The organism is Flavobacterium aquiphilum (genome assembly GCF_027111335.1).
GTDB classification, from domain to species: Bacteria; Bacteroidota; Bacteroidia; order Flavobacteriales; family Flavobacteriaceae; genus Flavobacterium; species Flavobacterium aquiphilum.
This window is the reverse complement of the sequence record NZ_CP114288.1, coordinates 47,150-61,244: the sequence shown is the minus strand read 5'-3', so window position 1 is coordinate 61,244 and position 14,095 is coordinate 47,150. Positions and strand designations below refer to the sequence as shown.

The window sequence follows — 14,095 nt, the reverse complement described above, 5'->3', positions numbered from 1 at the left end:
AACTACTATGAACAGATATTTAATTAAGAATGCTAAAATAGTAAATGAAGGGGTTATTTTTGAAGGAGATGTGTTGGTGGAGAATGACCTTATTGTTGAGGTTTCCGACAACATTAGCCTGAAGTCTTCGGATTGTATGATAATTGATGCAGAGGGAAATTATCTTTTACCTGGAGTTATCGATGATCAGGTTCATTTTAGAGAGCCGGGACTTACTCATAAAGGAGATATTGAATCAGAATCCAGAGCTGCGGTTGCGGGAGGGGTTACTTCTTTTATCGAGCAACCAAATACAGTCCCTAATGCGGTTACTCAGGAAATTCTAGAGGAAAAATATCAAATTGCTGCCGAAAAATCATTTGCCAATTATTCTTTTATGATGGGGGCAACCAATGACAATTTGGAGGAAGTATTGAAAACAAATCCAAAGAATGTTGCCGGGATTAAAATATTTTTGGGGTCATCCACAGGGAATATGTTGGTGGATAATGAAGCGGTTCTAGAAAAAATATTTTCTTGTACTTCGATGTTGATTGCTGTTCATTGCGAAGATGAAATGACAATCAAAAACAATTTGGAGAAATTCAAAGAAGAATATGGTGAAGATGTGCCGGTAACTGCCCATCATCTTATCCGTAGTGAAGAGGCTTGTTATCTTTCTTCGTCAAAAGCAATTGCATTGGCTAAGAAAACGGGAGCGAGATTGCATGTTTTTCATCTTTCGACTGCAAAGGAAATGGAGTTGTTTACGAATAAAATTCCGCTTGAAGATAAAAAGATTACAGCCGAAGTTTGTGTGCATCATTTATGGTTTACCAATGATGACTATGAGAAAAAAGGAAACCTTATCAAATGGAATCCTGCCGTAAAAACTGAAAATGACCGAAAAGTATTGTGGGAAGCACTTAATGACGGACGTATTGATGTAGTTGCTACTGATCATGCGCCACATACATTGGAAGAGAAAAAACAAAAATACCTGCAAGCTCCATCAGGAGGGCCATTGGTACAACATTCTTTGGTGGCGATGTTCGAAGCGCACCATCAAGGAAAGATAAGCATTGAAAAAATCGTTGAAAAGATGTGTCACAATCCGGCCAAGATTTTCAAGATCGAAAAAAGAGGTTTTATCAAAGAAGGTTATTATGCTGATTTGGTTGTCATCAATTCTGGTTTGCCATGGAGTGTTAAGAAGGAAAATATACTTGCAAAATGCGGTTGGTCGCCTTTTGAAGGATATACTTTTAAATCAAGGATTACGCATACTTTTGTAAACGGGAAGTTGGTTTATACCGGTTTCAAGGTAAAAGACATTCGTGCCGGTCAAAGATTATTGTTTGATAGGTAAAATATATATTCATTGATGAAAAAGATAATATCTCTCTTGGTTTTTGCTGCGTTGCTTGTTAGTTGTAATAAAGATTTGGTTGAAAAGCCAGATAATCTTATTGACAAAAAAGTAATGGGGGATATTCTTTATGATATGTCAATTCTGGAAGCTTTGAAGTATCAGAATCCAAATCCCTTGTACGAGAACGGTATTAACCCGAAGACCTATATTTATAAAAAATATAAAATTGACAGTCTTCAGTTTGCAAAAAGCAGTGCGTATTATGCCGCCGATTATAGAGAGTACAAAAAAATGTACGATGATATTAGTGACCGATTGAAAAAGGAAAAGAAAACTTTGGAATTGGTGATCAAAAAAGAAGAGAAAAAAGCGGCTGCTCTAAAAAAGGCAAAGGAGAAAAAAGTTAAGGATTCTATAGCAAAAGCTAAAAAAGAAAAGGAGCTGAAACTTAAAAAAGGCAAGGATTCTGTTGCTAAAAAGAAATCAGTTAAGGAACCGAAAAGTAAAAAAGAAAAAGATTCCATAGCTAAAAAGAAGTCAATTAAAGAAACTCCAAAAAAGAAATAGTTACAAATTTGTAATTTCTTTGATATAACTATGAACGTCCATGAATGTAAAATTCAGGGCGTTTTTTATTTTTTCGTTGGAATATAAATCGGTAGTGTAAGATGATCTCGCAGAAGCGAGGCTGAGTTGTCTTTTTTGTAGAAAAATATTCGAAGCAATCCAGTCCAGTTTTGATAAAACAGTCATCATAAAAGGAGTTGCGTGATATTGAGGTTTTTTGACTTTTAAAGCTTCGGCAATCGAGTTTAATAAATCCTGAAAAACGATATTTTGACCTATTAATGTATAACGTTCTCCGTGTATTGGACTTTTCATCAGTTGGTGCATTATGGTCACAACATCCAAAACTGCGACAAAACCAGTTAGTCCTTTGGTGTAGAATGGTAATCCTTTTTTAACTCTAGTAAAAAGTTCGCCGCTTCCTTGATCCCAGAATCCGGGTCCAATAATAACACCGGGATTTACAATTACCACTTCGAGACCTTCTTGTAAGCCACGCCATATTTCCATTTCGGCACCATATTTTGAAATGGCGTAATCACTGTGTGGTTTCTCAGGATTCCATTCGGTTTCTTCGGTAATGATGGATTCGTGTTCCGGAAGGTCGCCAAGAGCGGCTATCGAACTCACATGGCAGAGTTTTTTGATGTTTTTGGCAAGGCAAAAATTGACAATGTTTGCAGTTCCTTCGATATTGGTTTTTCGAACGGTTTCTTCTTCTTTCGGGTCAAAAGAAATCATTGCTGCGCAGTGATATACTTCGTCTATTTCCTCAAAGGTATTTTCAAGAGCAGGAATTTCCAAAATATCTCCTTGGATCCATTGAACGGAATCGAAAAGTGCTTCTTTTTTGTACAGTGAAAAGAGGTTTTTAGTCTTTTGGATGTTGTCTGAATTTCTATAGATAGCACGAACTTTTTCGCCTTTTTCCAATAGGTGAATTAAAAGATGTGCGCCTACTAAGCCTGTTCCTCCTGTGACTAATACCATATTTACAAATGTAGTAAGTTTAAAGTTTCTAAGTTTCTAAGTTTCTAAATTTTTGTTGAAAAATTCCGAGTTCTTAAGTTGAAAAGTATGGTTTTGTTGCCCCAATTCATAATTGATAATTTAGAATTCATAATTGAATTGCTATCTTTGCGCCAAATTATTTAAAAAAATGAAGAATTTAGTTGAAGAATTACAGTGGCGTGGTCTGGTACACGATATCATGCCAGGAACTGAAGAACAACTTTTAAAAGAAATGACGACTACCTATATTGGATTTGACCCAACATCAGATTCATTGCATATCGGTAGTTTAGTGCCAATTATTTTATTGGTTCACCTTAAGAATTTTGGTCACAAACCAATTGCTTTGGTAGGTGGAGCAACTGGGATGATTGGTGATCCTTCCGGAAAATCGGATGAGAGAAATTTATTGGACGAAGCTACTTTGCGCAATAACGTTGAAGGTATAAAAGGAGTGTTGTCACGCTTTTTGGATTTCAAAGATACGAGCGTAAATGCCCCGGTTTTGGTAAACAACTACGACTGGATGAAAGAATTGTCATTTATCAATTTTGCCCGTGATGTAGGTAAACGTATTACGGTGAATTATATGATGGCAAAGGATTCTGTTAAGAAAAGACTTTCTGGCGAAGGAGAGGGAATGTCGTTTACGGAGTTTACTTACCAATTGATACAAGGATACGATTTTTATCATTTGCATAAAGAATACAACTGTTTGCTTCAAATGGGAGGTTCAGATCAATGGGGGAATATTACCACGGGAACTGAATTGGTTCGTAGAATGAATGTAGGTGAAGAAGCAAAAGCTTTTGCAATGACTTGTCCGTTAATTACTAAAGCTGACGGTTCTAAATTCGGGAAATCTGAAGGTGGGAATGTATGGTTGACTGCCGATAAAACTTCTGTATATAAATTTTACCAATTTTGGTTGAATACAACTGATGTTGATGCTGAGAAATACATCAAAATATTTACTTTCTTAGATGCTGCAACAATTGATGCTTTAATCGAAGAGCATAAAGTGGCTCCGCATTTGAGAGTTTTACAAAGAAGATTAGCTGAAGAGATTACGGTTTTTGTTCATTCAAAAGAAGAATTGGAGAAAGCAATTAAGGCTTCAAATATTCTTTTCGGAAATGCTTCTGCAGATGATTTAAAACAATTGGATGAAACTACTTTCTTAGAAGTTTTTGACGGAGTTCCTCAAGCTGAAATTTCAAGAGCTGATATTGAAGCTGGAATTGATATTGTTTCAGTTTTGAACGAAAAAACAGGATTCTTTAAATCGAATGGTGAAGCAAGAAGAGCGTTGACAGCAAATTCTATTTCGGTAAATAAAGAAAAAGTAAACGAAACGTTTGTGCTTTCAGATAAAGATTTAATCAATAATCAATTTGTGTTGTTACAAAGCGGTAAGAAAAACTATTTTGTGATAAGAGTTGTTTAAAAGTTTAAAAGTTTAAAAGTTTAAAAGTTTAAAAGTTTAAAAGTTTAAAAGTTTAAAAGTTTAAAAGTTTAAAATTGACTTTACAGTCTCAGTTTGAACAAACTTAAACAATCATTGAATTTTTAGACAACATATTAAATCTTTAGATAACCATCAAATTACAACCTCTGATATCAGAGTTGTCAAAACGTCCCAATACCTCGAAAGAGTTGTTGGGATATTTTTTGCCCAAATCCTGCGTGGCAATAAAGGAACAGGAATTGATGTTGGCTAAATCAATAACGTTGATTCCTCCGGTTTTTTCTCCGTTTATGTAAGTTAAAGCATCTTCGGTGTCGCGTATGTGTATTTGCATCCAAGAGGGGCATTCAAATACGCCATTTCCTAAAGAATAAGCTTGAGAAAGTAGTTCGGTCATGCCGTATTCAGAATGTATGGCAGAAACCCCAAATCCGTTGCAAAGTTGTTCGTGCAATTCTTCACGGATCATTTCTTTGCGTTTGCCTTTCATTCCGCCTGTTTCCATGATAATAGTATGCTTCAGTTGGAATGTCCTTTTTTCGATTAAATCTAATAAAGCATAGGTGACTCCAATCAGAATAACATTTTGCCCGGCTTCGTCTAATTCAATTAATTTTTGAATCAGTTCATTATGGTTGTTGAGGTAAAATCCGCTGTCATCATTATTGGTCAATTGAATTAAATCATCAACCATGTGGATTAAGGATGAGCCTTCTCTTTCCAAATAAGAGGGAAGTAGCGCCAGGATAACATAATCTTCAATGTTTCCGTAAAATTGTGAGAAGCCTTTTCGATAACTTTCTTCATAAAGTGTTACATCAGTAACTAAATGACGGCTAGTGATCGTTCCTGTTGTTCCGCTGCTGGTAAAAGTGGTTTGGATTGGATTGTTGTTGGAGACAACATTATGGCTTTTGAAAAATTGTATTGGTAAAAACGGAATCTGATGCAGCGACTTTACTTTTTGTGGGTCTGTCTTTAGTAAATCACAAAATTCCCGATAGACTAAATTGTTTTCATATTGAAAGCGGAACACTTTTAAAGCTATTTTTTCGAATTGCTTTTGGGTTGAAATGGTAAATATGTCGCTGGTTGTAATCAATTTTTTTCTTTTTGAGGGGCAAAGGTATTATATTTTTAGTTAATCAAATATTTAACCGCAAAGGGTGCAAAGAATTTTCGCCAAGTTCGCAAAGTGTTGCATTCCTTGCTCTTTCTTTGTGTTCTTTGCGGTTAAATAATGATTTTGTTTTTGAAAAAATAAGGATAAAAAAAATTCCAATTAAATTGGAACTTTATGAAATTTTAAAGAAGAATTATTGGATAATTAGTTTTCTGCTGCTTGTCGCTTCTTCTTCAGTTATCTTTATGATGTAAACACCAGGAGAAAGATTCGAAACGTTAAGCTCTCGTGTGCTGAGGGTAGTTTGCATTACTTTTTTACCTAAAACATTAAAAATGATGATTTCTTTTTCAAGGTCGTTTTTTGAAGTAATATAGACTTTACCACCAGTTACAGGGTTTGGATACAAACTTAACCCTTCTATAGAAGTGTCTTCTTGTAGTTTTGGCGATTGTTTACTGTCTTGTGCTGTTGCACTAGTAGTAAAGAAAATGACCAATAAGAGAATAATATAAAAGTAGTTTTTTTTCATTCGCATCTAAAAATTGAATGTAAATATACATAAAAAAAAATACCTCTCAAATTTTGAGAGGTATTTTAACTAATTCAAAATGATTATTTTATTAAAGCAGAACCGTCAACAGTAGCCCATGAACCAGAAGTTAAATTGGCTCCTGTTGTAAATCTCTTGGGTTTAATATTAAATTTGTTTTAGGAACTTTTTAGAATAGACCAGGCGCTTTAGTAGCGAAGTCATAGCTTGTCCAAGCGAAAACAGATTTATCAGCACCAACAACAGCAGTGTTGTTGAAAACAAGTTTTGCAAAATCACCAAGCACATAAGCTGGGTAATAACCTGAAGCACCTTGTGTACCTACAGCGTTGAAGTTTGCACCAGGAGTTGGACTACCAGCAGTTGTAGTTACACCAGTTGCGCCGATGAAATTTGGACCTGTATAGTTAATATCAATGTTAACATTAGCAGCAAGAGCAGGACCTGTTGCGTCGTTAAATTTGAACAAACCATTTGTAGGCAAGTTTGCTGTATCACCCCAAACTACTTTTGTATTTGTTAAGCTAATTTTACAACCTGTTCTATAAAGTGCAAGAGCACGAAGTTTATAAGCAGTGTTATTTGCGTCACCAGAGTCTTTACCAGCTCCGTTGTAAACACCAATTGAAAAGTTTGTCAAAGTTGGGTTAGACAAGTTTGCTGTATTAGCAGGAGTTGAACCAAGGTCAGCGAAGAAACCATCACCTTCCATCATTCCAGAACCGTTAGTGATATCATTAAATCCTGCCTCACGGATTTCAATTATGTTTTTTGCAGTACCTTTCCAACCTAAACACCAGTCAAAAGTGTCATCAGCAGAGTTTACAATTAAAAGATTTTCAACATTTACAGTACCACCGAAGAATTCAATATTATCATCAGCACCGTCATGTAACCAAAGGTTTTTAAGAATTGTACCTGTACCTTGTGCATATAATGAAAGGTTGTTTCCTTCTTTTGTGCCGTTAATACGTGCACCTGCGTAAGCAATCTCTACATATTGTAATTGACCTGATGAGTCAGCATCATTATTTCCACCATAAGAAGTGTCACCAATTTCTGTTGCTTGTGTATAACTACCATCTCTTGCGCCGTTTGGAGCTACAAGTGTTGCTTGTCCACACAAGAATACGCCAGCCCAGTCACCAGGAAGTTTTCTGTCAGATGTAAAAACAATTGGTTGAGCTGCTGTACCAACAGCCATAAGTTTAGCACCTTTATTTACTTGTAAACGTACGTTTGTACCTCCTTGTGAACCAGAAGTGTTTGCAGTAAATTTAACCCCAGGTTGTAGGGTTAACGTGAAACCATCTAACACAGTCAAAGCACCATCTAAAATGTAGTTACCAGCTGGCAAAGTAATGTTGGCAGCAACGGATCCTTTCAAAGAATTTGGGTTGTAATCTGGGTCAGTTAATGATGTGATTAATCCGTCTGGAGCTCCTACAGGGGTAGCGGGATCGTCACTATTATTACAACTAACTATCATTGTTGCTGAAATAGCAACCATAAGCATTCTGTTCAGTTTGTTCATTGTGTTCATTTTAATGTTAATTTTTGGGTTTAGAATTTATTTATGTTAAGATTTTTTATAATTGCCAGTTTAGACCAAAAACAAAGGTTTGTCCTTTTTTATAACTGCTGATAAGCGTTTCATTAGTTTCATTAGTAACTGTCGAAGTAGTTTGCTGTGTAAGCCAAAATTTTGGGTTTAGCATGTTTTTTAACCCGAAATTAATTTCCAGTTTGTATTGTTTTAATTCAAAATGATTTATAAAATCAAGTGTTGGAACTGCTTTTTCTATAATATTTTCACGAACATTGGTTCCAACAGTATAAACTTTGTCGTAGAAGTAATTAAAAACTAGGGTTGATAAAAAAGATGTTTGTTTATTGCTGGCAGTAAAACTCAAGTCAGTATTAAGTAATAAAGGTGATGCTCCTTGCATTTTACCTTTTTCGTGTGTGAAATTGGTAGAAATAACGCCGGTTGTTTGGTTATTTTGTGTTTGTTCACTGTACAAATATGATGCATTAAAGCCCCAAGAGAAATCTTTTGCACGTATCTCGTTATCAAAATTATATAGCGTTTTACGCACTTCAAGTTCTGCTCCAAGTACAAATGCTTTGGATGTATTCACATACGAGTATTCCAGTGCAGGTGAGTTCATTTGTGTACGGCTGATTGGGTTATCAATGTATTTGTAGAAACCGCCAAATGAAATAAGCTCTTTCTTAGATAAATAATAATCGTATTTACAATCAACATTGTAATCAGTTGATGGAACAAGGTATGGATTACCGTATTCGTTACTATTTATATCAGAATATAAAAATTGCGCCATTTCTTTAAACTGAGGCATAGTGTAAGTCTCGCTTGCAGAAAAACGTACTGCATTTTTCTCGTTAATAGCGTATTTTAAATTTAAACTTGGCAAAATATAGTTTTTGTCAATTTTAGAAGGTTTTGTCGTTAGGTCGTTAGTACTTGAAAGGTTTGTATCCCAATATATGTTTTGCTTAATTTGCTCAGTTCTTGCGCCTATTTGTGCAGTAAATTTTTCGCTAAACGGATATAACAGTTGCAGATAACCAGCTATAATATCGCGGTTTGCAAGATAGTAGAAAGGGGAAAGTGCATTTGGGTTGTTTGCTCCTCCACGTCCGGTAATAAGGTGAAAAACACCTGAATCAATACCCGCTTGATTAAGAACCAAGTCTGGGTTTTTTGGATCCATAGTCGGTCCTCCAGAATTGAAATCGTACAATAGTTCTGAAAAATTAAATGTTCTGTCAGTGGTACGATAATTTCCTCCTAAAGTCAAGACAGCAGGAGTATTTGATTGTGGATTAAAGGTATAGTTTATTTCTCCTTTTGCACTAGAATCATTTTCATCAAGTGTTGAAAAATAGCGCATGGTTTGTGCGGCAGAGTCAGAAGCCGCACTGTACGTGTGGGTTACATCATTGTAAGCATACGTATTGATTTTTCGATCCGGTTCTGTACCTCTTAGTTTACTATAAACTCCTCCAACGTTGACGCTAATTTTATCGCTAAATTTGTAATCAGCCAAAAGTTGGTTTGAAAAGAGATTGTTGTCGTTATTTTGTTGACGGATTACTAACGATTTTTCAGCTGCCTCAGTACCAATATTTCCGTTGATATCATCGTCAAAACCAAGTAAACGGTTTACATATTGAGAGTTGTTGTGAATATAAAGAGAATTAAACGATACGCTTCCGTTATTGAATTTGTATTTTGCATTTCCCAAAAAGGACTGTGTCGCTTTGTAATCCCAACGATTTGCATCGTTACGGCGAGTATAGTCTCCTGAGTATGTTGCCTGACCTAGAAAACCTTCAGAATAAAAATATTCGCTATTGCTTGAAACTACACCAAAAAGAGAAAGACTGTTTTTACCGATATTAAATTTCCCTCCACCTAAAATGTTAAAATTCGAATTTATTTTATTTGAAACGCTGTTGGTTTTAAAGTTCGACTCAAAATCATATTTGTTCAAATTTGTAATAGGATTATTTCTGCCATTTTGTAAAAAACCAAAATAACTATAAGCTCCATCGGCTACAGCAAATTCGCCAATAGAGTTAGCGCTTATGTTAATACCATTACCCGCAGACATACTGAACGTTGCGCGTTTGTCCAGTTCTTTTGACGAAATATCTATATTTGCTCCAGCATTATCACCATATAAATCAGCCGAAAACGTTTTGTTTATGTTTATGTTTTTAATGATGTTAGAGCTAAAAAAATCAAGCGAAATATTCTTGTAAGCCGGATCTTCAGAAGGAAGAGGCATACCGTTTAATGTAGTTGAGTTATATCGGTCACCAAGTCCACGTACAAAAACATTTTTTACACCTTCTTGCTTAGAAACACCTGCAGTTTTTACAACTGCTACTGCAGCATCAGAAACTCCTTTTCTTGATAGTTCTTGAGCGCCAATGACTTGTTTCATTTCAATGGCATTCTTTTGTTCCAATAATAATGCGGTCTCTTTTTCACGGCTGCCACCGTTTGATTTAATAACTACATCTTTAAGTTTGTAGCTTCCAGAACCTAAAGAGCTGTTTGCGATTACAGTCTCATTAGCAACAACAGTAACCGGAACTTCTGTAGATTCGTAACCAACAAAACTAAATTGCATGATATATTTTCCAGGAGCAATATTTATTGTATATTTACCTTCTACGTCTGTGTTTGCACCAATTTTTGTTCCTTTTATAGCGACATTGGCAAATGGCAGTGGTTGATTGTTTGCATCTTTGTCTAGTAAAACACCTGCAATTGTTCCTTTATTTTGTGAGAAACCAATAACACAAATAAATAGTGTAAAAATTAGAAATTTTAATTTCATTTCAAGTAGTATTTAATTTTTTGCAAAGAAATGGCAGGATTCCAGTTCGTGTGTTAATCTCAGGTTATCAATGAATGTCAGGATTATTATGAAATTGTTACCATATTAAATTATGGTTAAGTCATGCTTTTTTGTGTTGTTACTTACTGTTTATTGTTAATTTTACATTGCAATAAAAGGACATTGTATTTAATTAAGAGTTAGATACAATGTGATACTTAATTTTTTGCCAATAAATATGAAGAAAAGAAACACCAAAATTTTGCTGGTTGATGATGAACCGGATGTATTAGAAATTGTAGGCTATAACTTAGCACAAGAAGGATATCAAATTGTTACGGCTGTTAATGGTAAAGATGCAGTTGAAAAAGCCAAAAGAGAGATTCCAAGCCTTATTATAATGGATGTGATGATGCCGGAAATGGATGGAATGGAAGCTTGTGAGCATATTCGAAGAATTCCTGAACTGAACAATGTTATCATTACATTTTTGACAGCCAGAAATGAAGATTATTCCCAAGTAGCTGGATTTGACGCCGGTGCTGATGATTATATTACTAAGCCTATAAAACCAAAATTGTTGGTTAGTAAGGTGAAAGCATTGTTGCGCAGACTTAAAGAACAAGATCAAAGCAATGAGACACTTAATGTGGGTGGAATCGAAATTAACCGTGAAGAATACAAAATCGTAATGGATAATAACGAAATCGCTCTGCCTAGAAAAGAGTTTGAATTGTTTTATCTTTTGGCTTCAAAACCTGGAAAAGTTTTTAAAAGAGAAGAAATCCTGGATAAGGTTTGGGGAAATGATGTAGTTGTTGGTGGTAGGACAATAGATGTACACATTCGAAAACTTCGTGAAAAAATTGGAGATGATCTTTTTAAGACCATAAAAGGAGTAGGATATAAGTTTGAAGTGTAGAATATAGAATGTAGAAAACAGAATTAAGAATTCAGTTTTTTGGTTTAGTTTCGCAAAATCTGTTTTCTATACTCCGTGTTCTATCTTCTAAAAATTTAAGAATGAAAATCAATTTTAAAAAAAGTTACAAGTTTGCGATAAAATCGGCTTTGTATATTAGTTTATTTGTTTCAGGATTTTGCATGATTTTATCTGTAATACTGTTCAAATCTTCATTTACAAGCATGTTATTGTTTGGTTTTATCAGCCTCTTTTTTGTCTATGTGTTTTCATTTTTTGTTTTACAATATCGTGTAGAACGATTCATTTACCGAAGAGTAAAGAAAATTTATGACGACGTATCGTTATTAGAATCGAGTACTTTTATCAATAAGCCTATCACAACCGATATGGAAACGTTGACGAGAGAGGTAAAGAAATTTGCAACTGATAAAAAGTTAGAAATTGAAATGCTTCAAATACGTGAAGAATACAGAAGAGAGTTTTTAGGTAATGTTTCTCATGAGCTCAAAACGCCATTATTTACGGTTCAAGGTTATTTGTCAACATTGATTGACGGAGCGATGGAAGATAAATCCATCAGAAAAAAATATTTGAAGCGTGCCGAAAAAGGAGTGGAGCGATTGATTTATATAGTCGAAGATTTGGATATGATTACCAAATTGGAATCCGGTGATTTGAATCTTGACTTTACAAAATTTGATATCGTAAAACTCATTCAGAACGTTTTTGATTTGTTGGAAATGAAAGCCGATAAGAAGAATATCACTTTGGCATTCGAAAACGATAATATACAACCCATTTTTGTTAATGGGGACAAAGATAAAATCCAACAGGTAGTCGAAAATTTGATTGTGAATTCTATAAAATATGGAAAAGAAGGTGGTTTGACCGAAGTTTCCATTGTGAATTTGACCAATAAAAAAGTGTTGGTTCGAGTTACTGATAACGGTGAAGGAATAGAGGCCCATAATATACCAAGGCTTTTTGAGCGATTTTACAGAGTGGATAAAAGCGGTTCTCGTACCGAAGGAGGTTCAGGATTAGGACTTTCCATTGTAAAACATATTTTGGAAGCTCATAAAGAGAAAATTTATGTCGAAAGTGAATTTGGAATTGGCTCCGAGTTTTCTTTTACGTTAGAAAAGACCTATATAACTGACCAATTTGGCCTAAAAAAGAAAATTGATTAAAGATTTGTTGATTTTAATTTAATATTTGTAAAAAGCTGATTTTCAGTAATAATAAAAATTAAAGTAAGAAAATATTTTAGTCATTTTTCGAAGAAAAACCTCATTAACATTAAATTATCATCTAAATAACATTGGGTTAACCTTAACTTAACATTGCAGTGTAACCTTTGCAGCAAATTAACATTCACTTTAAAAAAAATGAAAAAAGTTATAGTTGCAATAATGGTGTCCTTATGTGGTATTGTTAGCGCTCAAGAAGTTGAAAAAGATACAATTAAAAAAGTTAGCCTTGATTCATTGGCAAAAACTGTCAATGAGCATTCAGAGAAGTTAGCAGGTTATGAAGAAAAGTTTTCTGGTTTGGAAGCAATAGTTAATGAGTTGAACAAGATTAAAGTTTCGGGTTATATCCAGGCTCAATACGAAGCGTATGATACTTGGTCTTCTGACGGGACTATACACGGAGTGCCTGTAAGCGGTTCTGCTTCATACGAAGATAATTCATTTTACATCAGAAGAGCTAGGGTTAAATTTACTTATAAGCCAATCGATGGTGTGAATTTTGTTTTGCAACCAAATTTTGAGGTACACCAAGTTACTTTGAAAGATGCTTATGTACAGTTGAATGACCGTTGGCTTAACACATTCTCTTTATGGGTTGGACAGTTTAACAGACCTACTTACGAAATAGAATACTCTTCAGCATCAAGAGAATTTGCTGAAAGAACTTTGATGACAAGAACGCTTTATCCAACCGAGAGAGATCAGGGAGCTAAATTAGAAGCTGATTTTGTTACCCAATACAACTTTCCTTTAAAATTACAATTCGCTATACTTAACGGAAACTTCGGAGAAGGATCATTGGCAAGCCAAGCAAAAGATGTTGACAATGCAAAAGATTTAATGGCTAGAGGTGTTTACTCTTTGAAAATGTTGAACAACTCATTGGGAATAGATTTTGGAGCTCATACTTATCTTGGGAAAACTACTGTAATCGCTCAGACAACACCTCCAACAGTATTTTCAGATGTGAACAACAATCCATTTACTCCTAAAGTAGGTGATAAATTGAAAAAAGATTTGTTTGGTGGAGAGCTTCAAGCTTATTATGACTTCCTTGGAGGAATGTCTTTAAAAGGAGAGTATATCAGAGGAACTTATTCTGGAACAACAAATGCCGCTCAAGTTAATTCATTATTTAACGCTAATAAAGTAAGAAACGTAGAAGGGTATTATATTTCATTTGTTAAAAATGTTGGAAAAGTAAATACAGCTTCTATTAGATACGATGTTTTTGATCCAAATACTAAAATGTCAGGAGATGCCATTACATCGGCGGGTGATTTAAGATATAATACTTGGACTTATGCTTGGCAATATTTCTTCAATGACAATATTAAAATAGTGGCATGTTACCTTATGCCAATAAATGAAAAATCTCAAAACGCAGGTGCTGATTTCAAAGGCGATAAGCACGACAATACATTCACTCTTAGAGTACAAGCTAGATTCTAAATTTAAAACACGATTT

General features: G+C 34.7%; 11 protein-coding genes. 6 read left to right on the top strand and 5 right to left on the bottom strand.

The window, feature by feature from the left end; translation table 11 throughout:
- Window positions 1-7 precede the first annotated feature (7 nt).
- Together OZP12_RS00255 and OZP12_RS00250 are read left to right on the top strand one after the other, a co-directional pair.
- Window positions 8-1,348, top strand: coding sequence for a dihydroorotase (locus OZP12_RS00255; RefSeq protein ID WP_281227031.1), 1,341 nt, complete (start codon window positions 8-10; stop codon window positions 1,346-1,348).
- A 15-nt stretch (window positions 1,349-1,363) separates the two neighbouring features.
- Window positions 1,364-1,918 carry a DUF4296 domain-containing protein gene (locus tag OZP12_RS00250; protein WP_281227029.1) on the top strand — a complete coding sequence of 185 codons (555 nt, stop codon included), beginning with the start codon at window positions 1,364-1,366 and terminating at the stop codon, window positions 1,916-1,918.
- Here OZP12_RS00250 and OZP12_RS00245 read toward each other — a convergent pair whose 3' ends face one another.
- Window positions 1,919-2,908, bottom strand: a complete 990-nt coding sequence (locus OZP12_RS00245; protein WP_281227028.1) for an NAD-dependent epimerase/dehydratase family protein — start codon at window positions 2,906-2,908, stop codon at window positions 1,919-1,921.
- Window positions 2,909-3,077: 169 nt separating this feature from the next.
- Between OZP12_RS00245 and tyrS the strand changes: the two genes are divergently transcribed.
- Window positions 3,078-4,376 carry a tyrosine--tRNA ligase gene (tyrS, locus tag OZP12_RS00240; RefSeq protein ID WP_281227027.1) on the top strand — a complete coding sequence of 433 codons (1,299 nt, stop codon included), beginning with the start codon at window positions 3,078-3,080 and terminating at the stop codon, window positions 4,374-4,376.
- A gap of 142 nt (window positions 4,377-4,518) precedes the next feature.
- On the opposite strand, the gene OZP12_RS00235 is transcribed toward tyrS, so the two are convergent.
- The 4 genes from OZP12_RS00235 to OZP12_RS00220 form a co-directional block, all read right to left on the bottom strand.
- Window positions 4,519-5,499, bottom strand: a complete 981-nt coding sequence (locus tag OZP12_RS00235) for a LuxE/PaaK family acyltransferase (RefSeq protein ID WP_281227026.1) — start codon at window positions 5,497-5,499, stop codon at window positions 4,519-4,521.
- Window positions 5,500-5,713: 214 nt separating this feature from the next.
- Entirely contained in the window at window positions 5,714-6,052 is a 339-nt protein-coding gene (locus tag OZP12_RS00230; RefSeq protein ID WP_281227024.1) for a T9SS type A sorting domain-containing protein, read from the bottom strand.
- A gap of 190 nt (window positions 6,053-6,242) precedes the next feature.
- Window positions 6,243-7,616, bottom strand: a complete 1,374-nt coding sequence (locus OZP12_RS00225) for a hypothetical protein (RefSeq protein WP_281227023.1) — start codon at window positions 7,614-7,616, stop codon at window positions 6,243-6,245.
- A gap of 46 nt (window positions 7,617-7,662) precedes the next feature.
- Window positions 7,663-10,449, bottom strand: a complete 2,787-nt coding sequence (locus OZP12_RS00220; protein WP_281227022.1) for a TonB-dependent receptor — start codon at window positions 10,447-10,449, stop codon at window positions 7,663-7,665.
- Between the two features lie 238 nt (window positions 10,450-10,687).
- Between OZP12_RS00220 and OZP12_RS00215 the strand changes: the two genes are divergently transcribed.
- The 3 genes from OZP12_RS00215 to OZP12_RS00205 all read left to right on the top strand — a co-directional run bounded on the left by OZP12_RS00215 (window position 10,688) and on the right by OZP12_RS00205 (window position 14,079).
- Entirely contained in the window at window positions 10,688-11,371 is a 684-nt protein-coding gene (locus OZP12_RS00215) for a response regulator transcription factor (protein ID WP_281227021.1), read from the top strand.
- A gap of 101 nt (window positions 11,372-11,472) precedes the next feature.
- A complete protein-coding gene (locus OZP12_RS00210) occupies window positions 11,473-12,564 on the top strand; it encodes a sensor histidine kinase (RefSeq protein ID WP_281227020.1) in 1,092 nt (363 codons plus the stop codon).
- 198 nt (window positions 12,565-12,762) lie between these two features.
- On the top strand, window positions 12,763-14,079 hold the full coding sequence (locus OZP12_RS00205) for a porin (RefSeq protein ID WP_281227019.1): 1,317 nt from the start codon (window positions 12,763-12,765) through the stop codon (window positions 14,077-14,079).
- The last annotated feature ends 16 nt before the right edge of the window (window positions 14,080-14,095 follow it).